The following is a 26,613-nucleotide window of genomic DNA, read 5'->3' as shown; positions in this document are numbered from 1 at the left end:
CCGTCGTGTGCGTAACCGTTGACCCTGGTGGTGGGTCCGGACGTATGGTGTGGCGACCACACCACCTCCAGGGAGTCTGCCATGTTCCAGTGTTTCGGCTGTCGTAGCTGACCTGGCTTTTTCGCACCCCTTTTTCTTCTGCACGTCCTGCTGACCCGTCCGGCGACCGCCGGTCGGGGTTCGCCGAGTGCGCTCGCACGACCCGCCGCTTCGTCGTGTGCGGGCATCACACACTAGGAAGACCTTCGATGATTCGTCCACGTTTCGCGCGGACTCTGGCCGCAGCGGCCGCCCTTCTCACGTTCACCAGCCTTGCTGTCGCGTGCTCCGGTTCGGAAGCGACCACGACAGCCGACGGGAAGACGGTACTTCGCTACGAGGGGACCACGGGACAGGTCTCGTTCCCGGAACTCGCGGCCGACCTGGGCTACTACCAGAAGGTCGAACTGAACTGGATCGGCGACACCACCAGTGGGCCGCAGAGCATTCAGAATGCCGCCACGGGGCAGACCGACTTCGGTGGCGCGTTCAACGGTGCGGTGTTGAAGCTGGCCGCGGCCGACTCGCCGATCACGTCCGTCATCGGCTACTACGGCTCCGACAAGGAGACCTTCAACGGGTACTACGTGCTCGACGGAAGCCCGATCACGTCGGCACGTGACCTGATCGGCAAGAAGGTCGGCATGAACACGCTCGGCGCACATCACGAGTTCCTCGTGCGGGAGTGGCTGGCGCGGGAAGGGCTGACCCCGGACGAGATCAAGCAGGTCGAGCTGACCGTGGTGCCGCCGGTGAACACCGAACAGGCGCTGCGGCAGGGTCAGATCGACGTCGGCACGCTCGGAAGCGTGTTCCGCGACAAGGCAGTCGAACGCGGCGGCATCCGCCCCCTGTTCACCGACGAATCGATCTTCGGTTCCTTCACCTACGGTTCGCTGCTGTTCCGCGACGACTTCATCGCGAAGAACAAGGACGCCGTCGCCGACTTCGTGCAGGGCACGGCCCGCGCCATCCGATGGACCCAGACGACTCCGCGCGACGACGTGATCGCGAAGTTCAGGGACATCATCACCAAGCGCGGCCGCAACGAGACCACCGACCTCGTGGGCTACTGGAAGACGCCGGGTGTGGCGGGTCCCGGTGGCGTGATCACCGACAAGGAGATCCAGACCTGGATCGACTGGCTCGTCCGCAACGGTGAACTCGAGGACGGCAAGCTCACGCCGGCCGACGTCTACACCAACGAGTTCAACCCGTATGCCAACGGCACGTACCCCGCCGACAGCGGCCCCGACGGACAAGCACTGGCCGCCAAGTGAACTCCACCCCAGGTCCCCACGAGAAGAAAGTGACGTCGATGTCCCACTCCCGGTTCCGGCGCGGCGCCGTGCGCGCCCTCGCGGCGACCGCAGCACTGTTCACGTTGGCCTCGGGAGTGGCGGGGTGTGCCGGCTCGTCGGATACCGCCACCACCGAGGACGGAAAGACGGTCCTGCGCTACCAGGGGTGGGCCGGGGACGTGGGCTTCCACGAACTCGCCGAGGACCTGGGGTATTACGACAAGATCAAGCTCGAATGGGTCGGCGACACCACCAGCGGCCCGCAGGACATCCAGTCGGCGGCCACCGGTGACATCGAGTTCGGCTCGGCCTTCAACGGAGCCGTCGTCAAGCTCAATGCCGCGGGGGCACCGATCACGTCGGTGCTGAGTTCCTACGGCGCCGATGCCGGCGAGTACACGGGATACTTCGTCCTCGACGGCAGCCCCATTCGCTCGGCGCGCGACCTGATCGGCAAGAAGGTCGGGATGAACACGCTCGGTGCGCACCACGAGTTCCTGGTCCGGGAGTGGCTGGCCCAGCAGGGGTTGACCCAGGACGAGATCAAGCAGGTGGAGCTGACCGTCGTCCCGCCGGTGAACAACGAAACGGCCCTGCGCGAAGGTCAGATCGACGTGGCGGCCATCAACGGCATCTTCCGCGAAACAGCCCAGGAGCGTGGGGGTATCCGGCCGCTGTTCACGGACCGGGATCTGTTCGGCGCCTTCAGTTACGGCACCTACGTGGTGCGCGACGACTTCCTGGCGAAGAACAAAGACGCCGTCGCGGACTTCGTGCAGGGCACGGCCCGGGCCATCCGATGGACCCAGGTGACTCCGCGTGAGGAGGTCGTCGCACGGTTCAAGAGCATCATCGGCAAGCGTGGCCGCAACGAGAGCGACGAGGCCATCGACTACTGGCGCAGCTCCGGTATTCCCGTCGCCGGGGCCGTGATCCAGGAGAAGGAGCTGCAGACCTGGATCGACTGGCTCGTCCGCAACGGTGAGCTCGACGAGGGCAAGTTGACCGCAACCGACCTCTACACCAACGAATTCAACCCGTACGCCAACGGCACGTTCCAGCCCGAGAGCGGGCCCGACGGAGAAGTACTGGAAGGACAGAAATGAGCATCACCGCCTCGAACCCCGATCGGGTTCAGACGCCCAAGCTCCGCCTCGAGCACGTCACCAAACAGTTCGACGTGCGCGGGTCCAAGGACAAGTTCACCGCGATCGAGGACATCGACATCGATCTCGCGGACGGCGAGTTCCTCGTCCTCGTCGGTCCGAGTGGTTGCGGGAAGTCCACGCTGCTCGACCTGCTCGGCGGGCTCAGCACCCCCACGTCGGGCCGGATCCTGCTCGACGGGCAGCCGGTGACCGGGCCGGGTCTCGACCGCGGAATCGTCTTCCAGCAGTACGCACTCCTGCCGTGGCGGACGGCTCGGCACAACATCGAATTCGGGCTCGAGGCCAAGGGACTGCCCAGGAAGGAACGGCGCGAACTCGCTGAGCACTACCTCGAGCTCGTCGGCCTGAAGGGCTTCGGCGACCGGTACCCGCACGAGCTGTCGGGCGGCATGAAGCAGCGCGTCGCGATCGCCCGCAGCCTCGCGTTCGATCCCGAGGTGCTGCTGATGGACGAGCCGTTCGCCGCGCTCGATGCGCAGACCCGTGAGTCGCTGCAGGACGAACTGCTGCGCATCTGGAAGGCCACCGGCAAGACCATCCTGTTCATCACGCACGGCATCGACGAGGCCATCTACCTCGGGCAGCGGGTCGCCGTCCTGACGTCGCGGCCCGGCCGGGTGAAGACGTTCGTGGACATCGACATCGACCGCAGCGGCGAGGACGTCCGGTCCAACGAGCAGTTCCGGCACTACCGCCACCGCATCTGGACGCTGCTGCACGGCGAAGTGGAGCGTGCACAGGTAATCGAGAAGGAGGAAGCACATGTCTAGCGCACTCGCGTCACCGGAAGCTCCCGTCGCAATCGATCCACCCGGGACCTCGGCTCCGTCGCCCGCTTCCACCCCACCGCAGCCGGGTGCCGTCCAGCGTGCCGGCGCGGCACTGCGTCCGATCGCCTGGCGGATCCTCAAGCCGTCCGTCGCGATCGTCGCCTTCCTGGCACTCTGGGAGATCGCTCCCCGGGCCGGTCTCGTCGACGAGGTGTTCCTGCCCCCGTTCAGCACGGTGGTCGAGGCGTTCTTCGATCTGGTCAAGAGCGGTGAGCTGTGGCAGCACGTGTCCGCCAGCCTCTCCCGGGCCCTGATCGGGTTCTTCGTGGCGGTCGTGATCGCGATCCCGCTGGGCATCGCGATCGCCTGGTACCGGCCGGTGTCGGATTTCCTGAACCCGATCCTGGAGCTGTTCCGCAACACAGCGGCGCTGGCGTTGCTCCCCGTGTTCATCCTGATCCTCGGCATCGGTGAGGAGTCCAAGATCGCCCTGGTGATCTACGCGTGCACCTTCCCGATCCTGCTGAACACGATCTCCGGTGTGCGGACCGTCGATCCGCTGCTGATCAAGTCGGCGTCCTCGCTGGGACTGTCGCCCGTGCGCCTGTTCCAGAAAGTCGTGCTGCCCGCCGCCGTTCCGACCATCTTCACCGGCATCCGCATGGCGGCGGCGTCGTCGATCCTCGTGCTGATCGCCGCCGAGATGGTCGGGGCCAAGGCCGGCCTCGGCTACCTGATCACGGCCTCCCAGTTCAACTTCCAGATCCCCAACATGTATGCGGGCATCGTCGCCATCTCGGTTCTCGGGCTGACGCTCAACGCCGTTCTCGTACTGATCGAACGCAGGCTGTCCCGCTGGCGGGTCTAGTCACTTACCGGAAAAGAAACTCCACATGTCACAGGATTCCCAGTTCCACCTCAACGCGTTTCTCATGGGTGTGGGACATCACGAGGCGGCGTGGCGCCATCCTCGTACCGAGGCGCACCGCGTTCTGGACGTCGCCCACTTCCAGGAACTCGGCCGGATCGCGGAGCGGGGCAAGCTCGACTCGGTGTTCTTCGCCGACGGCCTCGCCGTCGGACCGCGGATCAAGCACAACACACAGGCGATCTTCGAGCCCGTCACGTTGCTGTCGGCGATCGCCGTCGCCACCGAACACGTGGGGCTGATCGCCACGGCGTCCACGAGTTACTCCGACCCGTACAACCTGGCACGCAAGTTCACGTCGCTCGACCACATCAGCGGCGGCCGGGCGGGGTGGAACATCGTGACCTCGGCCGGTGCGGACGAGGCTGCGAACTTCGGCGTCGACGGCATCCCCGCACACAGCGGACGGTACGAGCGCGCAGAGGAATTCGTCGACGTCACGCTCGCCCTGTGGGACAGCTGGGAGGACGGCGCGGTGGTGCTCGACCCGGAGACCGGCGTGTTCGCCGACCCCGGCAAGGTTCACACCATCGACCACGACGGACCACGGTTCCGGGTCAAGGGCCCGCTCAACTCGCCGCGCTCCGCCCAGGGGCGGCCGCTGCTGGTGCAGGCCGGATCGTCCGAGAGCGGCAAGGAGTTCGCCGCCCGGTACGCCGAGGCCGTGTTCACCGCGCAGCGCACCCTGGAACAGGGGCAGGAGTTCTACCGCGACCTCAAGGCGCGTGTCGTCAAGCACGGCCGCAATGCCGGCGACCTGAAGGTGCTGCCCGGCATCGTGCCGTTCATCGCGGACACCGAGGAGGAGGCGAAGGCGCTCGAGCAGTCGTTCACCGACCTGATCTCGCCCGAGTACTCGCTGCGGCAGCTGTCCACGATGCTCGGTGTCGACCTCACCAAGCATTCCCTGGATGCCCCGCTTCCGCCGCTTCCTCCGCTGGACGAGATCCAGGGCAACAAGAGCCGCTACCAGCTGGTGAAGGATCTCGCGGCGGACGGTTCGCTGACCGTCCGGCAACTGATCGGGCTGCTCGGCGGCGGACGCGGGCACCGCACGTTCGCCGGAACCCCCGAACAGGTGGCCGACGAGCTGCAGACGTGGTTCGAGCAGGGCGCGGCCGACGGTTTCAACATCATGCCGCCCTACCTGCCCGGCGGACTGGACGACTTCGTCGACCGTGTCGTCCCGATCCTGCAGCAGCGCGGACTGTTCCGGACGGAGTACACCGCGACCACCCTGCGCGGTCACTACGGTCTCACGGACGTCGGTAACCGGTTCGCGGGCGCGGTCGACGAAGCGAGCGCATGAGCGGCGAGACCGGTCTGAAACCTCTCGTCACCACCGTCTTCGTCCCCGCCGCGATCTTCGGCATCGGCCAGGGGGCCGCAGCCCCGGTCATGGCACTGACAGCCCGCGAACTGGGCGCGTCCGTGGCCGTGTCCGGGCTGATCGTCGCGGTCGTCGGGCTCGGCGCCGTCCTCGGCGACCTGCCCGCAGGCCGGATCGTCGCCAGGTTCGGGGAGCGGCGGTCCATCATCGGCGGCAGTACCGTCGGCGCCGCCGGAGTGCTGGTCTGTCTGCTCGCGCAGACACCCTGGATGCTGGGCGTGGGGGCACTGCTGACCGGGCTCGCGAACGCCGTGTGGGGGCTGGCCCGCCAGAGCTACCTGGCCGACGCCGTGCCGATCGGGCTGCGTGCCCGGGCGATGTCGTCGTTCGCGGCGATGTGGCGGCTCGGCTTCTTCGTGGGACCGCTGCTCGGCGCCGCCGTGATCCTGGTGGTCGGCGCCCGGGGCGGATTCATGGTGCAGTTCGTCGGCGTCGTGCTGTCCGGGTGGCTGATGTCGAGGGTCCCCGACCCGCCGAGGCACCACGCAGGCACCGCCGGTACCCACGCGACGCTGCCGTCGATTCTGCGCCGGCACCGGAAGCTGCTGGCCACGCTCGGCGCCGGGTCGCTCCTCATGGGTGCGGCCCGCGCCTCGCGGGAGGCGGTGCTGCCGCTGTGGGCTGCCCATCTCGGACTCGACGCCGCCCAGGTCAGCCTCGTCTTCGGAGTCGGAGCGGCCGTCGATCTGCTGTGCTCGTATCCGGCCGGACACTTCATGGACCGGTACGGACGCCGGTTCATCGCGGTGCCCTCGCTTCTGGTGATCGGGGCGTCCTACCTGGCGTTGCCGTTCTCGCACGACCTCCTGTCGATCGGGGTCGTCGCCGTCGTGATGGGCATCGGCAACGGGCTCGGCAACGGCGTCATCATGACGCTCGGCGCCGACATCGCCCCACCGGCGACGCGCGCCGAATTCCTCGCTGCCTGGCGGCTCACCCACGACACCGGCATGTTCGCCGGACCCTTCGGCGTCGGCGCGCTCGCCGCGGTGGTCCCGCTCGGGGCTGCCGTCGCCGCGATCGGGGGAGCGGCGCTGGTCGGCGCAGGTCTCCTGTTCCGGTTCATCCCGGTCTATTCCCCGTGGCCACCGCCGACCGCGTCGGAGCCCGGGTCCTCACCGCTCGAAAAACAGGAAGCATAGGTACATTCGTTTCATGCGCTTCGGATTGTTCGTTCCTCAAGGTTGGCGTCTGGATCTCGTCGGAATCGATCCCTCGGATCAGTGGTCGGTGATGCGCGACTTCGCGTTGCGCGCCGATCAGGGTTCGTCCTGGGATTCGCTGTGGGTCTACGACCACTTCCATACCGTCCCGGCACCGACCGAGGAGGCCACGCACGAGGCGTGGACCCTCATGTCCGCGTTCGCGGCGGTCACCTCACGGGTGCGTCTCGGCCAGATGTGTACGGCGATGAGCTACCGCAACCCGGCCTACCTCGCGAAGGTCGCCGCCACCACCGACCTCATCTCGGGCGGACGCGTCGAGATGGGTATCGGCGGCGGCTGGTACGAGCACGAGTGGCAGGCGTACGGATACGGATTCCCCTCTGCCGGTGTGCGTCTCGGCCGCCTCGACGAGGGCGTGCAGATCATGCGTCAGGCCTGGACCAACGGCATCGCGACCCTCGAAGGCAAGCACTACCAGGTCGACGGGGCCATCGTCCGCCCACTTCCGTTGCAGGAAGGCGGCATCCCGCTGTGGATCGCCGGTGGCGGCGAGAAGGTGACGCTGAAGATCGCGGCAAAGTACGCGCAGTACACCAACTTCGACGGCACACCCGAGGGCTTCGCGCAGAAGTCCGAGATCCTGCGGAAGCACTGCGACACCGTCGGTACCGACTTCGACGCCATCACCCGCTCGGCCAACTACAACGTCGCGATCGGCACCACCGAGGCGGAGGTCGAGCAGCGGTTGCTCACCCTGAAGGACCGCCTCACCCCCCACGTCGGTGCCGACGCCGCCGAGGGTGCCCTAGGAGCCTTCCGCGGAATGCCCGGTGTGGGAACGCCGGAGCAGATCGTCGAGAAACTGTCGGCGCTGAAGGCGCAGGGCATGTCCTACGGCATCTTCTACTTCCCGGAAGCCGCGTACGACACGTCGGGCATCGAACTGTTCGAGAAGGAAGTGCTGCCCGCGCTGCGTTGATCAGCAGGCCGCCTCACCGGGCATAGAGTGGCGGGCATGTTCGTCGTCACCCTCGCCGCCGACACACTGTGGCTGAGCCCGCCGGTCGTCTCCGACGTCGACGAGATCTGCGCGGCGTGCAGCGACGCGTCGATCGCCGAGTGGACGACGATGCCCGCGCCGTACACAAGCTCGGACGCCGAGCAGTTCGTGCGGCAGACGGTGCCGTCCGGGTGGGCCGATCGCAGTCCCACCTGGGCGCTGCGCGACCGCGAGGACGGTCCCGTGCTGGGGATGATCGGTCTGATGGCGCGGGACGTGACGGCGGCGGAGATCGGATACTGGCTGTCGCCGGCGGCACGGTCGCGGGGCCTCATGACGACCGCGGTGAACCTGGTGTGCGATTTCGCGTTTCGGCCGGACGGCATGGGGCTCGAACGCATCGAATGGCGCGCGTTCGTCGGCAACGTCGACTCGGCGGCGGTCGCCCGCCGGGTCGGCTTCCGGTTCGAGGGCGTCCAGCGCGCCGGACTCGTGCAGCGCGGCGTCCGGCGTGATTCGTGGGTGGCCGCCCTGCTCGCCGGCGACCCGCGGCAGCAGGCCGAAGGCTGGCCCTAGCGGCCGATCAGCGCAGGCCCTCCGGAAGGTCGTGCTCGGACACCGCGACCCGCTGGTCGGGGCTGGTCCGGATGTGCTCGGACTCGGGGATCCGGCTCTGCAGGAAATCCCACTCGACCTGATCGATGGCGTCCTCCGCGCGGGAACGCACCGTCGCGTCGCGGGTGCCCCACGCGATCGGCATCGGGCTGACCATCTCCCACGTGTCGGCGTCGTTGTGGGTGCTGCGGTCGTTCAGGAGTGCGACGGACGGCACCCTGTCGCCCACCCGCTGCTTCTGACCGGTCCGGATCGGAACGTTGCGGGTGACGAGGGCGTACGACGCCCGGCCCGCGGAGGGCTTCGCGACGTCGATCAGCGACAGCAGGGTGACCGCGCGGGGATGGACCTCCGAGACGACCGCAGGCACCAGCGGGCTCTTCGCGTACAACTCCTCGATGCTGCCGACTTTCTTCGGCACCCAGAACGCCACCCACACCGACGTCAGCGCGGCGATCGCCACGACGACACCGAGGATGATCGACCAGGGGTGGGCGAGCAGGATCAGACCGGCAGCGGCGGCCGCGAACAGCAGCGCCACCACGATCGCCGACACCTGCAGGCGTCGCATGTCGGCGAACGTCTGGTTGACAGACTTCGCGTAGGCTCGGTCGACGGTGAACTCGAAATGTCGCACGGCCCCAGCTTAGAGCTCCCGGTCCGGTGGCAGGCGGTCACCCGATGGCCGGGCCCAGCAGATCGTCCGCGTCGGTGATCCGGTACGCGTACCCCTGCTCGGCGAGGAAGCGCTGCCGGTGGGCGGCGTACTCGGCGTCGAGCGTGTCGCGTGCCACCACCGAGTAGAAGTGGGCCTGGCCGCCGTCGTGCTTGGGTCGCAGCAGGCGGCCCAGTCGCTGAGCCTCCTCCTGGCGGGAACCGAACGTGCCCGAAACCTGGACGGCGACAGACGCTTCCGGCAGGTCGATCGAGAAGTTCGCGACCTTGCTGACGACCAGCGTCTGGATCTCGCCCGCCCGGAAACGGTCGAACAGTTCCTCGCGCTCCTTGTTCTTGGTCGACCCCTTGATGACCGGGGCGTTCAACGCCTCACCCAGTTCGTCGAGCTGGTCGAGGTACGCGCCGATGATCAACGTCGGTGCGTCGGTATGCCGTTCCAGGATCGACTTCACCACCGCGATCTTGGTGTGCGCGGTGGAACACAGCTTGTACCGCTCGTCGGGTTCGGCGACGGCGTACGACATCCGTTCGGCGTCCGTCAGCGTCACCCGCACCTCGACGCAGTCGGCGGGCGCGATCCACCCCTGCGCCTCGATGTCCTTCCACGGTGCGTCGTACCGCTTGGGTCCGATCAGCGAGAACACGTCGCCCTCACGGCCGTCCTCGCGCACCAGGGTGGCGGTGAGGCCGAGGCGTCGACGGGACTGCAGGTCGGCGGTCATGCGGAACACCGGGGCGGGCAGGAGGTGTACCTCGTCGTAGATCACAAGACCCCAGTCGCGGGAATCGAAGAGCTCCAGATGCTTGTATTCGCCCTTGGTGCGCCGGGTGATCACCTGGTACGTGGCGATCGTGACCGGACGGATCTCCTTGCGCTCGCCCGAGTACTCGCCGATCTCCTCCTCGGTGAGCGACGTGCGCGCGATCAGCTCACGCTTCCACTGCCGTCCCGCGACCGTGTTCGTCACCAGGATCAACGTGGTGGCCTTCGCCTTGGCCATCGCCGCCGCACCGACCATCGTCTTACCCGCACCACAGGGCAGGACGACGACACCGGACCCGCCCGCCCAGAACGAGTCGGCGGCCATCTCCTGATAGTCGCGCAGGTGCCACGTGCCGTCCGCGGACCCGGGGGACGTGCCGTCGAAGTCCAGGTCGATGGCGTGCGCCTCGCCGTCCACGTACCCGGCGAGGTCCTCCGCCGGCCAGCCGACCTTGAGCAGCAACTGCTTGAGACGGCCGCGCTCGCTCGGGTGGACCACGACCGTGTCGTCGTCGACGCGCGCACCGAGCATCGGGGCGATCTTCTTGTGCCGGGTCACCTCGGTGAGGACCGCGCGGTCCAGGCTGACCAGCGTCAGACCATGGGCCGGGTTCTTCACCAGCTGCAGGCGCCCGTACCGGGCCATCGTGTCGACGATGTCGACCAGCAACGGCTGAGGCACCGCGTACCGGGAGAAGTTGACCAGCGCATCGACCACCTGCTCGGCGTCGTGTCCGGCGGCGCGCGCGTTCCACAGGGCCAGCGGGGTGATCCGGTAGGTGTGGACGTGTTCGGGCGCGCGCTCGAGTTCCGCGAACGGCGCGATCGCCTGGCGGGCGTCGTTCGCGCGTTCATGATCGACCTCCAACAGCAGGGTCTTGTCGGATTGGACGATCAACGGTCCGTCGGTCACGGAAGCCTCCTCGAAAATGCGGTGCCGGATGTAGCCAGCCTGTCCATTGTCCTGATCTGAGCGACACCGCGCCACGTCGCGGCCTCCGACGCGGCCCGATACCTGCACATCCGGGGCGGTCGGGGCCTAAATTGAGGGACAGCCGGATGGATCGACCCAGAGACGAGGCTCGCGATGACCCAGCCCCCCGACGACCCCAACCGTCCCGATCCGAACATCCCCGGCGAACCGCCGAACAACCCGCAGCAACCGTACCCGCAGGGCGGGCCGCAGCAGCCGTACCAGCAGGGCCAGTACCCCCAGCAGCCGTACCCGCAGGGGCAGTACGCCCAGCAACCCGGCCAGTACCCGCCCGGCCAGTACGGGCAGCAGCCCGGCCAGTACCCGCCCGGCCAGTACCCGCCGCCGCCGAAGAAATCGCGGAAGGGGCTGTTCATCACTCTCGGCGTCGTCGCCGTCGTGATCCTCGCCGCTATCGCCGCGTTCGCTGTGTTCGCCGTGAAGAGCGCCGACAAGAATGCTCTCGACGTCGGCGACTGCCTCTTCTTCGAGTCCGCGTCGACGACCGCGGCCGACACCTCGCACGAGAAGCGGGACTGCTCCGACAGCGAGGCCACGTACGAGGTGGCGCAGAAGAACGACGGCGACGTCCAGTGCGCGGAGGACTACTTCTCGTACACCCTCGTGAGCGAGGACGAAGACGTGCAGACCACGCTCTGCCTCGTTCCGAACATGCTCGAGGACTCCTGCTACCTGCTCGAGGACGACGGCCGGATCGTGCCGTCCGACTGCACCGAGGCGCAGACCGTGAAGGTCGTCAGACGTGCGGACGGCGAGAACGACGAAACCCTGTGCAACGAGTTCGACAGCGCATTCCCCATCGCGTTCTCCGAACCCGAGCGCACGTACTGCATCGAGGTCAATCTGGGCGGCTAGCCCCAGTGAGTACTTATTAACCGCGGGACGTCAACAAGTACTCACGGGGAGTTAAATTCACGGGAATCGAGTCCGTTGAACTGCACGTTCCCCTTCGTTAGCGTTCGAGATCAATCGAAATCACTGCGCGCGGGGAAGGTGGGAACGATGGCGCGAACCCAGCCCGACACCCGGCGTGGTGCCGGCCGTTCCGGCGCCAGCGCGGGCACGGTGCTGCGCACCGTCCTCGACCGTGGGCCGATCGCGCGCAGCACGATCGCGCGGGTCACCGGGCTCTCACCCGCGACGGTGACCACCGCCAGTGCGCAACTCGTCGAACGCGGCCTGCTGCGGGAACTGCCGGAGATCTCGGGTCCCACCGGTCTGGGACGGCCACACGTCCCGGTGGACCTCGACGACACCCGCTTCGTCGTCTACGGCATCCACCTGGCGATGACCCACGTGACCACCGCGTTGCTCGACCTGCGTGGGCAGGTGGTGGCCCGATCCCGTGATCCACATTTCGGGCTCGGACCGGCCGAGATCCTGCGGAACGCCGTGACGACCCTCGAGGCGCTGGCCGCCCGGCACGGTGACGTGTCTGTCCCGATCGGCGTCGGTTTCGCGGCCGGCGGCTGGATCGACTCGGAATCGGGTGTGGTGCGTGAGCATCCGATCCCCGGGTGGAACGGATACCCGGTCCGGGCGGATCTCGAGCACCGCACGGGTCTGGACGTCCGGATGGATTCGCACGCGCGGGCCCTCATCGACGCGGAGGTGTTGTTCGGGGAGCCGAGGGCGCGAGACAGTGTGGTGCAGCTCTTCGTCGGGAACGTGGTGGACGCCGCGTTCGCGACCGGAGGCGTGGTCCACCACGGCCCGCGCGCGGCGGCAGGCGCGGTGGCGCACGTGCCCGTCGAGAACAGTGTCGAGGAGTGCGCCTGCGGGCGTACCGGATGCGTGCAGGCCACCCTGTCGGATCGGGTGCTGGTGCGCAGGGCGATGCAGCTCGGCACCATCGAGCGGCCGATCTTCGGCGACCTTCTCGACGCGGGTCGACGTCGGCAGCCGGCGGCACTGGCACTGTTCGAGGAACGGGCGCACGGCGTCGGGGTGGTGGCAGCCCGGCTGCTCGATCTGTTCAATCCGGAGGTCCTGATCGTCTGCGACCAAGGCGTGAGCCAGATTCCGGGTACTCTCGACACGGTTCGGCGAGCAGTCGGGGAGTCGTCGGCGACGTGTGACGACCCGTCGCAGTCGGTGTTGTCCACCAGTTTCCCCGGGCGGGCACTGCCGGTATCCGCCGGTTCCGTGATCCTCGCGGAGCTCTACCGGGCGCCTCTCACCAGCTTCGTGCGGCCGTTGGCCGGCATATCGTGACATGTATCACACATCCGGAGTTAATTCGGTGGGAAGCAATGTTGACGTCTATTACGCTGGATCGCAAGGATATTGGTGTGAACACCACCATGGCGGACAGTGTGCGTACAACCTCGTGTCGCTCCGAGTCCTGTTGTCGCCGCACGCGACCGGGTCGCATCTGACGTCTCCGCGCTGACTTCGGCGGACGCTCGAAATACCTTTCTGTTCTTCCTTTCTCGCTCCTCTGTGGCACTCGACGAACTGTCCGATGTGCCCGACCGGAGATCACATCCTTCGAAGGATCAATCATGTCCAGTTCACTCGTGTCTTCCGCCGGGTATCGGCGCCTCACGCGCGCCGCCTTCGCCGGCGTCGTGGCGCTCGGGCTCGCGTCCTGCTCGTCCGGTCCCTCCGGCGGGTTGTCTCTCGATGATGCTGTACCCGATCAGGTTCCGGACGGAACCTCGCTCAGCGTGTCGATAAAGACAACCCGGCTTCAACTCGAGGCGACCGACCAGCTCGCGGACCTCCCGTTCACCGTGTCGGACTGGCCGGACGTCAGTGCCGGTCCCGACGTGATCCAGGCCTTCCGGGGCAACGCGGTCGATCTGGCCACCAACGCCGCGATCCCGCCGATCCAAGCGCACGCCACCGGGCTCGACGCGAAGATCGTCGCGGTCCGAGAGAAGGAACAGCCGCAGTACCTGCTGGCCACCGCTCCCGGCTCGGACATCACGGAACTGCCGGACCTGCGGGGCAAAAAGATCGCGTTCTCACCCGGGCAGGCGCAGGGTGTCGTGATCCTGCGAACGCTGAAGGCGCAGGGTCTGACCACCAAGGACGTCCAGCTCGTCGAGCTCCCCAGCCCGCAGTTCCTCACCGCGCTGCAGTCGAAGCAAGTGGACATCGCGCCGCTGTCGGAGCCGACGGTGACGAAGTACCTGAACCAGTACGGGCCGGACGGAGCCAAGGCGCTGGCCACCGACGCCGTGGACGCGCTCACCGTGCTCTGGGCACCGGTGGAAGTCCTCCAGGACCCGGCCAAGGCCGCGGCGATCAAGGCGTTCATTCCGTTCTGGGCTCGCGGGGAGGTCTGGGCGTGGGAGAACCAGGACGCCTGGATCCAGAAGTACTACGTGGAGAGCGAACAGGTATCGGCCGAGGACGGTAAGCGCATCGTCGCCTCCGTCGGGCAGCGTCCGGTCTACCCGGCCAACTGGGACGCCGCCGTCGAATGGACGCAGGACACCGTCCAATTGCTGTCCGATGCAGGGTACTTCAGTGAGTTCGATGCCGACGAGTTGTTCGACCGACGATTCGAGACGATCGCCGCCGACGCTGTTCCGGCCGAGTACCGGGGCGGTGTGCAGCGATGACCAGCACTCTCTCCGCGCCCGCACCGGCACGCAGTGTCGCCCCCGAGGCCCCGAGGCTCGGCGTCGCCGATCGGCAGATCCGCCGACTCGGGCTGCGCAAGGCGTTTCCGTTCTCCCGGCTGGCCGGTGTCCTGCTCCTCCTCGCGGTGTGGGCAGTGGGAAGTCTCACCGGCTTCATCGACGCACGAAAGCTGTCCGCGCCGTGGACCGTGGTCACCACGGCCGTCGAGCTGATCTCCACCGGCATCCTGCAGGAACACGTCCTCGCATCGTTGAGCCGTGCCGCCATCGGTTTCGCGTTCGGTGTGGTGATCGGGACGGCCCTGGCCGTCGTCGCCGGTCTGACGCGTTCCGGTGACGCTTTGATCGACGGGCCGATCCAGCTCAAACGCGCCATCCCGACGCTCGGCCTCATCCCGCTGCTGATCCTCTGGCTCGGCATCGGCGAGACGTTCAAGATCGTGATCATCGCGCTCGGTGTCGTCGTCCACATGTACATCCAGACGCACAATTCGTTGACGTCGATCGACAACCGGTACGTCGAACTCGCCGAGGTCCTCGGGTTGTCCCGGGCCACGTTCATCCGCAAGGTCGTACTGCCGGGTGCAATGCCGGGATTCTTTCTGGGACTGCGCCTCTCGGTCACCGGTGCCTGGCTCACCCTCATCGTCGTCGAGGGAATCAACGCGGTGACCGGTTTGGGAAAGATGATGTACAACGCGCAGAACTACGGACAGTCCGACGTGATTCTCGTGGGGCTCGCGGTCTACGGCATCTTCGGTCTCCTGTCCGACTCCGTCCTCCGCTACATCGAAAGGCGGTCCCTGTCATGGCGCAAGACGCTCGCCGGCTAGAAGCCGCCGCCGTGCAGGTGCGATCCCTCGTCCGCGGATTCGGCGACAAGACCGTCCTCGACCGCCTGGACCTCGACATTCCCGAAGGCCAGTTCGTGGCCCTGCTCGGAAAGAGCGGGTCCGGCAAGAGCACGCTGCTCCGCGCGCTCGCCGGCCTCGACTACGACGTCGAGGGCCGCGGCGGAACCCTCACCGTGCCCGAGGAGGTGTCGGTGGCATTCCAGGACTCACGGCTGCTGCCGTGGCTGAAGGTGCTGGACAACGTGACGCTCGGACTGGGCCGCACCGGCACGAGCAGGGGAGCGGCGGCGCTCGCGGAGGTCGGGCTCGCGGGCCGGGAGAAGGCGTGGCCCAGCGAACTGTCCGGCGGTGAACAGCAACGGGTGGCGCTGGCCCGAGCGTTGGTCCGCGAGCCCCGACTGTTCCTGGCCGACGAGCCCTTCGGCGCTCTCGACGCGCTGACCCGGATCAAGATGCACGCCCTCCTACAGGAGTTGATCCGTCGCCACCGCCCGACCGTCCTGCTCGTCACACACGACGTCGACGAAGCGATCGCGCTCGCCGACCGGGTACTCGTTCTCGATCGCGGGCAGATCGTCGTCGACGAGATCATCGACATCCCGAAGCCGAGAGCGCTCGGCGACAGCAAGTTCCACGAGTTTCGCACCACGCTGCTCGGCGCCCTCGGCGTCGAGGTAGCGGCACAGTAAGGGAGTTTCACCATGAGTTCGTCACCCCAGCGCCGGCTGCATCTCAACGCATTCCTGATGGCGATCGGACACCACGAGGCCGCCTGGCGCCTACCCGAGAGCGATCCGAACGCCAATCTCGATATCAAGCACTACATTTCGTTGGCGCAGACCGCCGAACGCGGAAAGTTCGACTCGGTGTTCCTCGCCGACAGCCCGGTGCTGTTCAGCAATCCGGAACGCAGGCCGAGCGGCAAGCTGGAGCCGACGATCATCCTGACGGCGATCTCCGCGGCCACCGAGAAGATCGGCCTGATCGCGACCGCGTCGACCAGCTACAACGAGCCGTACAACCTGGCGCGGCGGTTCGCGTCCCTCGACTTCGTCAGCGGTGGACGCGCCGGCTGGAACATCGTCACCACGGCCGGCGCCGATGCGGCACAGAACTTCGGTCTCGACGACACCCCCGCGCACCGGAGCCGGTACGAGCGGGCAGCGGAATTCGTGGAGGTGTCCACCAAGCTGTGGGACAGCTGGGAGGACGACGCCATCGTCGCGGACAAGGACGTCGCGATCCATGCCGACTCCGCCAAGGTGCACGTCATCGAACACGAGGGCCGGTTCTTCAAGGTGCGGGGACCCCTCAACGTGCCGCGGTCGCCGCAGGGATATCCGCTGCTCGTGCAGGCCGGGTCGTCCGAGGACGGGAAGGATTTCGCCGCCAGGTACTCGGAGGCCATCTTCACCGCCCAACCCACCCTCGACGAGGGGAAGGCGTTCTACGCGGACGTCAAGGACCGTGTCGCGAAAGTGGGCCGGGACCCCGAGCAGGTGCTGATCCTGCCCGGCATCGTGCCGGTCATCGCTGACACCGAAGAGGAGGCCCGCGAACTCGAGGCGGAACTGGAGAGGTTGATCTCGCCGGAATACGCCCGCAAGCAGCTGGCGCAGCGGTTCAATCTCGAACCGGAGCAGCTCCCGCTCGACGAGGAACTTCCCGAGGACTTGCCGTCCGAGGACGAGATCGAGGGTGCGAAGAGCCGGTACACGCTGATCGTGGACCTCGCCCGCCGCGAGAAGCTCACCGTCCGGCAGCTGATCGGGCGACTCGGTGGTGGTCGCGGTCACCGCACGTTCGCGGGCACCCCGCTCCAGGTGGCCGACACGATCGAATACTGGTTCAAAAACGGCGCGGCCGACGGATTCAACATCATGCCCGCGGTCCTTCCGTCCGGGCTGGAGAAGTTCGTCGACTCCGTGGTTCCGATTCTGCAGGAACGCGGACTCTTCCGCACCGACTACACCGAGTCCACACTGCGCGGGCACTACGGATTGCCGCGGCCCGCCAATCAGTTTGCGGTCGAGAAGGATTCCACGCTGGTGTCTGCGCAGTGACGACGGAAGTTTCGGGGGAGAACGTCGGCTGGCTGCGGTACCTGTTCGGGTACTGTCTGCGCCAACGCCGCAATCTCGTTCTCGCGTACGGGGCGGCGGCGGTGGCGGCCGCCGCCACCGCCACCATCCCGCTGGCCGTCCGGCACGTGATCGACAACGCCGCGGTCGACACGAATCATGCACTGGCGCCGTGGATCGCGGTGCTCATCGCCCTCGCATCGCTCCGTTTCGCCGCCGCGTACACGCGTCGGTACCGCTCCGGGCAGCTGTCCCTCGGAGTGCAGTACGACCTGCGGGGCGACGCCTTCCGGTCCCTGCTGCGGCTGGACGGCGTCAAGCAGGACGGACTGCAGACCGGGCAGGTGGTCAGCCGGTCGATCTCGGATATCACGCTGATCCAGATGCTCCTGCAGTTACTGCCGCACATGGCAGGGAACCTGCTGATGTTCGCGATCTCCCTGGCCGTGATGGCCGTGCTGTCGCCGATCCTCACCCTGGTCGCTCTCGCCGTCCTGCCTGCGTTGTGGTTCATCTCGATGCGCAGCCGCGTCGACCTGTTCCCCGCCAACTGGCATGCCCAGGAACAGGCGGCGATCGTGGCCGGGGGAGTCGAAGCCGCCGTCACGGGGGTGCGCGTCGTCAAGGGATTCGGCCAGGAAGGCCGCGAACTCGAAGACCTCGAGAAGCGGGCAGGGGACCTCTTCCGTTCCCGGCTGCGCGTCGCACGGCTGACCAGCCGGTACAACCCTGCACTGCAGGCGGTCCCGATGCTCGGGCAGGCACTCGTCCTGGCACTCGGAGGATGGCTGGCGCTGCACGGCACGCTGTCGCTCGGCACGTTCGTCGCCTTCACCACGTATCTGGCGTCGTTCGCCTCGCCCGTGCGTCAGCTCGCCACGCTGCTGACCGTGAGCCAACAGGGCCGGGCCAGCGTCGAGCGTGTCCGCGAGGTGATCGACAACGCCCCGGCCGTCACGACCCCACCCGGCGCCGTGGACTTGCCGGGCGGGCCCCTCGAAGTGGTGTTCGACGACGTGGCGTTCGGATACGACCCGTCGAATCGCCTCCTCGACGGACTGTCCCTGCGGATCGCACCCGGGGAGACGGTGGCGGTGGTCGGCGCCGCCGGATCGGGGAAATCGACTCTGGCCATGCTCGTTCCGCGGTTGTACGACGTCGACGCGGGTGCGGTCACCGTCGGGGGGATCGACACCCGTCGGCTGTCGCTCGGCTCGCTGCGCTCCGCGCTCGGCGTCGTCTTCGAAGACAGCTACCTCATGTCCGAAACCATCCGCGCCAACGTGTCCTACGGCAGGCCGGATGCCGACGAGGCACTGGTGCGTGAGGCGCTCCGCGTGGTGCAGGCGGAGGAATTCGTCGACGCACTGCCGGACGGCCTCGACACCGTCGTGGGGGAGCAGGGGGTGACGTTGTCGGGTGGGCAGCGGCAGCGGATCGCCCTCGCCCGGGCATTGGTGACCGATCCGCGGATCCTGGTGCTCGACGACGCGACATCGGCGGTCGACGCCCGCGTCGAGGCCGCCATCCACCACGAACTGAGCGTCGCGACCAGCGAGCGGACCACGCTGATCATTGCGCATCGCCGGTCGACGCTCGCGTTGGCCGACCGCATCGCGGTCCTGGCGCACGGGCGCATCGTCGATGTGGGCACGAGTGCCGAACTCGACGAAAGGTGCCCCCTGTTCCGCGCGCTGCTGTCGAGCGCGGACGACGTGACCGCTCCGGACACGTCGAACGAGCCGCCGGACGTCGACGGTGTCACCGCCGAACTGTGGCGCCGGGAAGACGGCGACGAGGCATCCGGGGTGTTCGATGCCAGAGCCGCAGCGGCTTTCGCAACCGCGGCCGCGGGTGCCAGTGGACCCTCACGCGGAGGCGCGTCGGGCGGAATCCTCTCGTCGGCGCCGCCCAGCCCCGAAGTCATGGCTCGGCTCGACGACCTGCCGCCACTCACGGGAGACCCCGACGTCGCCGCGGACGAGGCCCGGGCCGCCGACCCGGCGTTCAGCCTCCGCTCACTGCTGCGGCCGCTCCTCCTGCCGCTGGTCGCCGGCTTGGCGCTCGTCGGGCTGGACGCCGTCGCGCAGATCGCGGTGCCGGTCCTCGTCCGTACCGGGGTGGATCGGGGAGTGCTGCAAGGCGCCCGCGACCTGCTGCTGCTCGCGGCGGCCGCGACCAATCTGGTGGTGCTGCTGGACTGGGCCGTCAACATCGCCCAGGCGCGGGTGACCGGGCGGACAGGCGAACGGCTGCTGTACACGTTGCGGGTCAAGACGTTCGCGCAGCTGCAGCGGCTCGGGTTGCAGTACTACGAGCGAGAACTGGCAGGCCGGATCATGACACGCATGACCACCGATGTCGACAGCCTGTCCAACTTCCTGCAGACAGGTCTGGCGACGGCGGTGGTGAGCGCGCTGACGATCTCCGGTGTGCTGGTGGCACTCCCGGTGATCGACGCGGAACTGGCCCTCGTGCTGGTCCTCGTGGTGCCCGTCCTCGTCGCGGCCACGGTGGTGTTCCGCCGAAAGTCCGTGCCCGCCTACGCCGAGGCCCGCGATCGCGTCGGGATCGTCAACGCCTACCTGCAGGAGAACGTGACGAATATTCGCGTCACCCAGGCATTTCGGCGCGAGGACTACAACGCGGCCCAGTTCGCCCGTCGGGCCTGGGACTTCCGTGAGTCGCGGCTACGGGCTCAGCGGTACATGGCCCTGTACTTTCCGTTCGTCGAGTTTCTGTCGGTGGTCGCGACCGGGCTGGTGCTCGCGGCAGGGACGGCGCGGATCCACGGCGGAACCCTCACCGTCGGCACCCTGATCGCCTTCGTGCTCTACGTCGAACTGTTCTTCGCTCCCGTACAACAGCTTTCACAGGTGTTCGACGGCTACCAGCAGGCCGTGATCGGACTCGGTCGACTGCGGGGGCTGATGAGGACGCCGACCACCACGCCGCAGGCGGGCGATCCGATCGTCCTCGACCGCCTCCAGGGCGGCATCGTGTTCGACGACGTCCACTTCGCGTACGAATCCGGCAAGGGAGAGGTGCTGCGGGGGGTCGCGCTTCGCATCGAACCGGGCGAGACGGTCGCCCTCGTCGGTCAGACCGGCGCGGGCAAGTCGACCGTGCTCAAGCTGCTCGCCCGGTTCTACGACCCCACGCAGGGTGCGGTACGCGTCGACGGCATCGACACTCGGTCGCTCGACCTCGCGTCGTTCCGGCAGCGACTCGGTGTCGTTCCGCAGGAGCCGCACCTGTTCGGCGCCACCGTCCGCGACGCCGTCGCCTATGGGCGCCCGGACGCGACCGACGCGGAGGTCGAGGCCGCCAGCCGCGCTGTCGGTGCCCACGAGATGGTGTCCGGGCTCGCCCTCGGATACCTGCAGCCGATCGGGGAGCACGGGCGCAACCTGTCGGCCGGACAACGCCAGTTGCTGGCACTCGCCCGCGCCGAACTGGTGGACCCCGACATCCTGCTGCTGGACGAGGCCACGGCGTCACTGGACCTGGCCACCGAGGACCGCGTCCGGCTCGCGACCGAGAACCTGTCCCGGCGGCGCACCACCGTCGTCGTGGCGCACCGATTGAGCACCGCGGCGCGAGCCGACCGGGTGGTGGTCCTCGACGGCGGGCAGGTCGCGGAAGTCGGAACACACGACGAGCTGCTCGACCGGGGTGGTGTCTACCGGGAACTCTGGGACGCCTATGCGGCTTCGCCGCCCGTGAGTACTTATTAACCGCCGGACGTTAATAAGTACTCACGGGGCCGGAGGCCACGCTCAGGCGCCGATCGACGCCTTCATCATCGGCAGCATGGCCCACAGCTGGTCCTGCCAGTAGCCCCAGCTGTGGGTTCCCGTCGCCGGAAAGTCGTAGTGCGCGCCGATGCCGAGGGTGTCGAGCCGCACCTGGAAGGCACGGTTCTGGGCCAGCGCGATCGCCTCGAGGCCCATGCCGGTTCCGACGTTGAAGACGTCGATGGCGGACTGCGGCTGATCGTGCGGGCCGGGGAGGCCTGCGCCCGCCGAGATCCACATCGGAAGCCCGCGGAGCAGCGGGGCGGCGACGAACGGATCGTTGCGGAGCCACGCCGGATCCCACGGCGGACCCCACATGCAGTCGGAGTTGTAGCCGCCGGAGTCGAGCATCGCCACCCGGATCGCCTCACGCATGCCCGGCGCCGACAGGTTCAGATACCCCGACATCGACCCGGCGAACGTGAACTGGTTCCGGTGGTAGGCGGCGAGGATCAACGCCGCGTTGCCGCCCATCGACAGTCCGGCGATCGCGTTGCTGGTGCGGCTGATGCCGTAATTGTTCGCCAGGAAGTCGGGCAGGTTCTGGGTGAGGAACGACTCCCACTTGTACGTGTAGGGCTGACCGTTGGTGTTGCTGGGCGCGTACCAGTCCGTGTAGAAGCTGGACTGTCCGCCGACCGGTTCGACGACGGTGATCCCGTGGTCGGACAGCCACGCGGCGTTGGTCTCGTGCTCCCACCCGCTGACGTCGTTGGTCGCGCGGAGGCCGTCGAGGAGATAGAGGGCCTTGTTGCTGCCGTTGTTCGCGAGCCACATCCGCACCTTGATCTGCCCGACCCCGCCGGGTGCGTCGACCCAGTGCTCACGCAGACGGCTGTACGGGTCCGCGGAGGCCGTCCCGCCGCCGACGAGGACGAACGCCAGCGGCAGGATCACCACGGCAATCATGAGCCGGACGACGCCTTTTATCCAACTTTGTGACGGCTTCGTTGCTGTGACAATCACGGTTCTGCCTCCTGGTAGTCGTCCCCGGCCAGGTACATATCAGCATCACGGTATTGCGCGCCCCGAAATTCCTCGGCGTTTGCGCAGAATCGTTATCTGACCCGTGAGTAGTTGTTAACCGCCCGTGGTTAACAACTACTCACGGGTCAGTCGACGCGGGCGACGGACGTGATGCGGTGAAGGGTGAACCGCCGGACCGCGCCGCTCGCCGGGTCGAACGCGTCGAGTTGACCGCCGCCGACGCTCACGGGATCGACGATGCGGTGCGTCGCCACGCCCTGCGCGTCGACATAACCGATGGTCACGCTGGTGCGTTCCCGCGCCGCCGCGTTGAGCAAGGCGATGGTCGCGGCGCTGCTGGCCCGCGACCCGTCGGAGCGGATGCTGCCGGATCCCCGGGCCGACGCGGCCAGGTCGCCCGCGCGGAGGGTCCGGACGACCGCGTCGAGTTGGGCGTCCGTGGCGACGGCCGGGGTGCGGCCGGCGGGAGCCTTGCGCCGGGTCACGACCCGGGCGCCGCGGGGACGCAGGTCGACCAGGGCTCCGGACGAGTCCTCGCCTGCGGGCGCGAAACCGGCCGCCCGCAGTTCGCCCAGAACTTCCCGCAGCGGTGCCTGCGACACCGCAACCGTCGGAGCCAACGCGCGCAGGGCCAAAGTTGCAGCCACCGGCGACGCCAGGACCTCCGCGAGCAGGGTGGGGTCCTCGCAGCGGACGAACGACGCCGCGACCCCCGCCCGGAGCCGCCCGTGCCGCCTCGCGACGTCGTCGATCAGATACGACAGCGACTGCGGGACGGGTGTGCGCGACCGGGTCGCGAAGAGGCTGTGCAGTTCGGCCGCCGTCATCCCGACGTCGAGGGCACGCCGGACGCTGTCTTCGCTGATCCGGTACATCGACGCCGCACCGGCGGACTCGATGTCCGCGACCAGGGTGATCTGCTCCAGCAGGTCCGGAGTCAGCGGGCCGGGGGCGACGACGGTGAGGTCGGCCTGGACGAGGACGTGGTCGACGGGTTCGGGCAGCGACGCGTGCATCTCGGCCTCGGCGTCGCCGCCGTGGAGCAGTGCGCGTCCGGGTGAGCTGAGCGCTCCGCGGGCGACGAGACCGAGCGTCGCGGCCTCGTCGAGGGTGCGTTCGACCGCGTGGACCCGCAACCGGGCACCCCAGCGGGGGCGGCGCCACGCCAGCAGTCGGCTGACCTCCGCCGGATCCGCCGAGTGGCCGCTGCCCAGTTCCGCCAGCAGTCCCAGGATCGCCTGCCGGTCGCGCGGCGCGGACGGCGCGCGCACCTCCTCGGACAGCGCGGCGACCGGTTTGTCGTTGGCATCGCGCATGCCGATGAACCACGCCATGCGCGGAAGTTCCAGCCACGCGGCGGCCAGAGCGTGCCACCGCCGGGCGACCGGCGCGGTGAGCCAGTTGTCGACCGCGGTGGTCGGGGCCCAGTAGTTCTCCCCGTTGTCGGACGTCGGCGCCGGATCCGGGGTGCCGCTCGCGATCAGTCCCGCAGCGGAGAGCAGTTCGACGAGCAGGCTCAGCCGGTTCTCGTCGATGCCGGACGTCTTGGCGATCCGGCGCAGTTCGCGGACACCGAGCCCACCTGCCCGCAGGGCGGGCGCCGGGATCTCGCCGAGAGCCTTGACGACGTCCTCGCAGTGGCGAACCAGTTCCAGCGCCTCACCTGCCGCGGCGGCGTTGATGTCGGCCGGCTTGTGCTTGCGGCCCGTGACGGTGGGAGCGGCCAGCGACGTGGGGTCGAAGACGGCCTCCCCGCGCAGGACCTGCCGCACCTGATAGGGCAGTTCGACGGTTTCGTCGTCGATCCACCGCAGCAGCCCGGCGGCGAGGAGTCGCTGCACGGGACGGTCGGGGGGTGTTCCGGGGGCCGCGTCCCGGGTGCGTCCGATCGAACTCGACTTCGACAGGGTCTCCAGGATGTCCCGCTCGACGCTCTGCAGTCCGGCCAGCGCGGCCGTGATGCCGGGTTCGTCCAGCGTCTCGTCGGGTTCGGCGCTGCGTCCGACGCGCCACGGGATGGTGGCCACGACAGCGGGAACGATGCGCAGCGACGTCTTGTCCCCCCAGACGATCCCCACGGACCGCAGGCCGTCCAGCGTGGCGTCGACGGTCTTCTTCGTCGCCCGCGACCCCACTGCGTCCTGCAGCGTGGCCCGCGGCACGGCGACCTCGTCGGCCCGTTCGAGCGCCAGGAGTTCGAGGATGCCGAAGTCCAGCGACGTCAGGTTGTCGGCCGCGCGGGCCACCGATGCCCGCTGTTCGGCGCGGCCGGCGAGGACGACGATCGTGGCAGGCGGTGGAACCGCCAGGTCGGGGCGCTTGCGGAGCAGATCCGTCAGTTCGGCGTCGCTGCGCGCGGCCAGCCAGTCCGCGAGGGTCGCGGCGCCGCGCGGGGAGGCAGCGGTGCCGTTGGTGCTCGCGGTGGCGTCGTCGGTGTCGGTCATCGACTATCAGATTAGAGACCTGGGCTGTACGTCGCCGAATGCTCCTGTCAAAATGGCACCGTGGCTAACAATTCGAAGAAGCAGTACGTGGATCCAGGGTGGCCCGAAACCGCCGATGGAGATAGCGCCGTGACCGAACTGTCGTCGAGCCGTGCGGGCGGATTGTCCCCGTTCGGCGAGGACACCGAGTTCCCGCTGCCGGCGGACTCGCTGCCGTACGCGCATCCGCACACCGTGATCAACCGCTGACCCGACGACACAAGAGGGGCCCTGCACCGGATCGGTGCAGGGCCCCTCTTCTGTGAGTCGCGGGGGATTACTGCGGGAGCAGTCCCTTGTTCGCGTCGATGAGCTGCAGGATCTGGGGATCGATCGCGATGCCCTGAGCCTTGACGGCCTCGATCGCGTTGTCGACGGCACCGGCGTACTGCGACGTGCCGTTGGTGCTGGGGACGCCGCCCGTGAGGTCGGGGAGTGCCGGCGCCGCGGGGGCCTCGGGCACGGTTGCGGGGGCGGTGCGCTGGGTGGGTGCGCTGCTCAGGCCGAGGCTCGAGGAGCAGGACGGCCATGCGCCCCAGCCCTGGGAGTCGAGGACCTTCTCGGCGACGACGATCTGCTCTTCACGCGAGGCCTGGTTGGCGGTGGCCGCGTACTGGGTTCCACCGTGTGCGTTCCAGGTGCTCGGGGAGAACTGGAGTCCGCCCTGGAAGCCGTTTCCGGTGTTGATTCCCCAGTTTCCGCCGGACTCGCACTGCGCGAGGCGGTCCCAGTCGGAGTCGGGTGCCGCGTTCGCGGTGCCCGAGAAGGCTGCTCCGGCGACGCCCATGATGGCGCCGGTGACGGCGACCTTGGCGACGGTGCGGCCGGTGTTGGTGGGCTTGCGATGGCGTCCGCTCATAGTGGTCGAGATCCTCTCCACACGCGCCTGCGAGGTCAGCTGTCGGGTTCGGGCTGAGAGGTCGCCCGGCCTCGCCTCTCCTGGCTGGAGAGGGTCTGGCTTCACCCCAAGATCCGAGTGTGCGAAGCACATTCGGATCGGTGTCCGTCTGAGAACTTGCGTTCCCTGGAGGACTTTGGGTCCCCCGTCCTCGTCCCTGGAATGCTTCGTCGGGACTCCGGTACCCGCGGGACGAGGTTTGGCGCGGCGGGCCGGATGTGACCGATGTTTCCTCGGCCGGTGACGACGGTAACGGGCCGAGGCCGCAGTGTCACCATTTGATAACGCGGAGTGTCTTCGCCTGTTGCGGGGCCTCATTGGGCGCGCAGGGACTCTTCCCAGCTAGTGGCGACAAGACGTGCGTATCGCCGAGCCGTTGCCCTTCCGTTACCGGGCCGTTATGTGAGGAAGCTCACATCACTGGGGGGCGTCGACGATGTCCTTGCCGAGGGGCATGAGCGAGATGGGGATCATCTTGAGATTTGCGACCGCGAGCGGAATCCCGATGATCGTGATCGCCATGGCGATTGCCGTCACGACGTGCCCGATCGCGAGCCACAGACCGGCGATGACGAACCAGATGACGTTGCCGATCAGCGAGGCGACACCGGCCGTCGGCTTGTCGATGACGGTCTTCCCGAACGGCCACAGCGCGTAGACGCCGACCCGGAACGACGCGATGCCGAACGGGATCGTGATGATCAGGATGCAGCACAGGATTCCGGCGACGAAGTACCCCAGCGCCAGCCACAGACCGCCGAAGATCAGCCAGATGATGTTGAGCAGAATTCTCATGATCGTCCCATCGGTCGGTGGTCGGGTGTGTCAGCGCGAGCGTCTGCCCTGTCTGAGCGCCGCGACGATTCCGAGGAGGAAGCCGATCGGGCACGCGAGGGCGATGAGATAGAGAACGAGGCCCGGTTCGGAATCGGAGAGCACCGGGGTCAGGAAGATCGCCACGATCGCGACGAAGCCGATCGCGAAGAGGGCGAGTGCGACGCGCAGGAGTCCGTCGCTCCTCCGGGGTGTGTGAGGAGTGCTCGGAGGAGTCGGTTCGTGGGCCACACCAGCAACGATAGTGCCTGGAAACCCGGATGTCGGAGGGGG

At 67.9% G+C, this 26,613-nt stretch carries 23 protein-coding genes and 1 riboswitch; of the genes, 16 read left to right on the top strand and 7 right to left on the bottom strand.

The window, feature by feature from the left end; all coding sequences use genetic code 11:
* Positions 1-248: 248 nt before the first annotated feature.
* The 8 genes from JVH1_RS11600 to JVH1_RS11565 are packed head-to-tail and all read left to right on the top strand — an operon-like array spanning position 249 to position 8,339.
* Entirely contained in the window at positions 249-1,319 is a 1,071-nt protein-coding gene (locus JVH1_RS11600) for an ABC transporter substrate-binding protein (RefSeq protein WP_043780971.1), read from the top strand.
* A gap of 38 nt (positions 1,320-1,357) precedes the next feature.
* Entirely contained in the window at positions 1,358-2,446 is a 1,089-nt protein-coding gene (locus tag JVH1_RS11595; protein WP_083849819.1) for an ABC transporter substrate-binding protein, read from the top strand.
* Complete coding sequence (locus JVH1_RS11590; RefSeq protein WP_009477992.1) at positions 2,443-3,279, top strand: ABC transporter ATP-binding protein; 837 nt, start codon at positions 2,443-2,445, stop codon at positions 3,277-3,279. The genes JVH1_RS11595 and JVH1_RS11590 overlap by 4 nt, the downstream gene beginning before the upstream one ends.
* Positions 3,272-4,147: an ABC transporter permease gene (locus JVH1_RS11585; RefSeq protein ID WP_009477993.1), complete on the top strand. Its 876-nt coding sequence runs from the start codon at positions 3,272-3,274 to the stop codon at positions 4,145-4,147. The genes JVH1_RS11590 and JVH1_RS11585 overlap by 8 nt, the downstream gene beginning before the upstream one ends.
* A gap of 25 nt (positions 4,148-4,172) precedes the next feature.
* Positions 4,173-5,516, top strand: coding sequence for an LLM class flavin-dependent oxidoreductase (locus JVH1_RS11580; RefSeq protein WP_009477994.1), 1,344 nt, complete (start codon positions 4,173-4,175; stop codon positions 5,514-5,516).
* Entirely contained in the window at positions 5,513-6,739 is a 1,227-nt protein-coding gene (locus JVH1_RS11575) for an MFS transporter (RefSeq protein WP_009477995.1), read from the top strand. Before JVH1_RS11580 ends, JVH1_RS11575 begins: the two co-directional genes overlap by 4 nt.
* Before the next feature lie 13 nt (positions 6,740-6,752).
* The gene (locus tag JVH1_RS11570) at positions 6,753-7,742 is read left to right on the top strand and encodes an LLM class F420-dependent oxidoreductase (RefSeq protein ID WP_009477996.1); all 990 of its coding nucleotides are present in this window, start codon (positions 6,753-6,755) and stop codon (positions 7,740-7,742) included.
* A gap of 36 nt (positions 7,743-7,778) precedes the next feature.
* The gene (locus JVH1_RS11565) at positions 7,779-8,339 is read left to right on the top strand and encodes a GNAT family N-acetyltransferase (RefSeq protein WP_043780976.1); all 561 of its coding nucleotides are present in this window, start codon (positions 7,779-7,781) and stop codon (positions 8,337-8,339) included.
* 7 nt (positions 8,340-8,346) lie between these two features.
* Here the strand turns inward: JVH1_RS11565 and JVH1_RS11560 are convergent, their stop codons facing one another.
* Both JVH1_RS11560 and JVH1_RS11555 read right to left on the bottom strand, forming a co-directional pair.
* Complete coding sequence (locus JVH1_RS11560) at positions 8,347-9,015, bottom strand: DUF3239 domain-containing protein (protein WP_009477998.1); 669 nt, start codon at positions 9,013-9,015, stop codon at positions 8,347-8,349.
* Between the two features lie 37 nt (positions 9,016-9,052).
* Positions 9,053-10,732: a DNA repair helicase XPB gene (locus JVH1_RS11555; RefSeq protein WP_009477999.1), complete on the bottom strand. Its 1,680-nt coding sequence runs from the start codon at positions 10,730-10,732 to the stop codon at positions 9,053-9,055.
* A gap of 174 nt (positions 10,733-10,906) precedes the next feature.
* Between JVH1_RS11555 and JVH1_RS11550 the strand changes: the two genes are divergently transcribed.
* From JVH1_RS11550 to JVH1_RS11520, 7 genes are all read left to right on the top strand, one after another.
* Entirely contained in the window at positions 10,907-11,668 is a 762-nt protein-coding gene (locus JVH1_RS11550; protein ID WP_009478000.1) for a hypothetical protein, read from the top strand.
* 147 nt (positions 11,669-11,815) lie between these two features.
* On the top strand, positions 11,816-13,027 hold the full coding sequence (locus tag JVH1_RS11545) for an ROK family transcriptional regulator (protein WP_009478001.1): 1,212 nt from the start codon (positions 11,816-11,818) through the stop codon (positions 13,025-13,027).
* Between the two features lie 290 nt (positions 13,028-13,317).
* The gene (locus JVH1_RS11540) at positions 13,318-14,385 is read left to right on the top strand and encodes an ABC transporter substrate-binding protein (protein ID WP_009478002.1); all 1,068 of its coding nucleotides are present in this window, start codon (positions 13,318-13,320) and stop codon (positions 14,383-14,385) included.
* Complete coding sequence (locus JVH1_RS11535) at positions 14,382-15,239, top strand: ABC transporter permease (protein WP_009478003.1); 858 nt, start codon at positions 14,382-14,384, stop codon at positions 15,237-15,239. The genes JVH1_RS11540 and JVH1_RS11535 overlap by 4 nt, the downstream gene beginning before the upstream one ends.
* Positions 15,215-15,949, top strand: a complete 735-nt coding sequence (locus JVH1_RS11530) for an ABC transporter ATP-binding protein (RefSeq protein ID WP_043780978.1) — start codon at positions 15,215-15,217, stop codon at positions 15,947-15,949. Before JVH1_RS11535 ends, JVH1_RS11530 begins: the two co-directional genes overlap by 25 nt.
* Before the next feature lie 12 nt (positions 15,950-15,961).
* Entirely contained in the window at positions 15,962-17,323 is a 1,362-nt protein-coding gene (locus JVH1_RS11525) for an LLM class flavin-dependent oxidoreductase (protein WP_009478005.1), read from the top strand.
* Entirely contained in the window at positions 17,320-21,078 is a 3,759-nt protein-coding gene (locus tag JVH1_RS11520; RefSeq protein ID WP_009478006.1) for an ABC transporter ATP-binding protein, read from the top strand. Before JVH1_RS11525 ends, JVH1_RS11520 begins: the two co-directional genes overlap by 4 nt.
* A 42-nt stretch (positions 21,079-21,120) precedes the next feature.
* Here the strand turns inward: JVH1_RS11520 and JVH1_RS11515 are convergent, their stop codons facing one another.
* Positions 21,121-22,104, bottom strand: coding sequence for an alpha/beta hydrolase family protein (locus tag JVH1_RS11515; protein ID WP_009478007.1), 984 nt, complete (start codon positions 22,102-22,104; stop codon positions 21,121-21,123).
* Positions 22,105-22,250: 146 nt separating this feature from the next.
* On the bottom strand, positions 22,251-24,569 hold the full coding sequence (locus JVH1_RS11510) for a helicase-associated domain-containing protein (protein WP_009478008.1): 2,319 nt from the start codon (positions 24,567-24,569) through the stop codon (positions 22,251-22,253).
* Between the two features lie 60 nt (positions 24,570-24,629).
* On the opposite strand from JVH1_RS11510, the gene JVH1_RS11505 reads away from it, so the two are divergent.
* Complete coding sequence (locus JVH1_RS11505) at positions 24,630-24,818, top strand: hypothetical protein (protein ID WP_025431899.1); 189 nt, start codon at positions 24,630-24,632, stop codon at positions 24,816-24,818.
* Positions 24,819-24,885: 67 nt separating this feature from the next.
* Here the strand turns inward: JVH1_RS11505 and JVH1_RS11500 are convergent, their stop codons facing one another.
* From JVH1_RS11500 to JVH1_RS11490, 3 genes are all read right to left on the bottom strand, one after another.
* The gene (locus tag JVH1_RS11500) at positions 24,886-25,467 is read right to left on the bottom strand and encodes a transglycosylase family protein (protein ID WP_009478009.1); all 582 of its coding nucleotides are present in this window, start codon (positions 25,465-25,467) and stop codon (positions 24,886-24,888) included.
* An 8-nt stretch (positions 25,468-25,475) separates the two neighbouring features.
* Positions 25,476-25,689: riboswitch (cyclic di-AMP (ydaO/yuaA leader) on the bottom strand.
* 234 nt (positions 25,690-25,923) lie between these two features.
* On the bottom strand, positions 25,924-26,301 hold the full coding sequence (locus tag JVH1_RS11495; RefSeq protein WP_009478010.1) for a YccF domain-containing protein: 378 nt from the start codon (positions 26,299-26,301) through the stop codon (positions 25,924-25,926).
* 30 nt (positions 26,302-26,331) lie between these two features.
* Complete coding sequence (locus JVH1_RS11490) at positions 26,332-26,571, bottom strand: hypothetical protein (protein ID WP_009478011.1); 240 nt, start codon at positions 26,569-26,571, stop codon at positions 26,332-26,334.
* Positions 26,572-26,613 lie beyond the last annotated feature (42 nt).

Source organism: Rhodococcus sp. JVH1, assembly GCF_000280725.2.
GTDB lineage: Bacteria > Actinomycetota > Actinomycetes > Mycobacteriales > Mycobacteriaceae > Rhodococcus_F > Rhodococcus_F jostii_A.
Note: the sequence above shows the minus strand (reverse complement) of the source record. Positions and strands in the feature narration are given on the sequence as shown.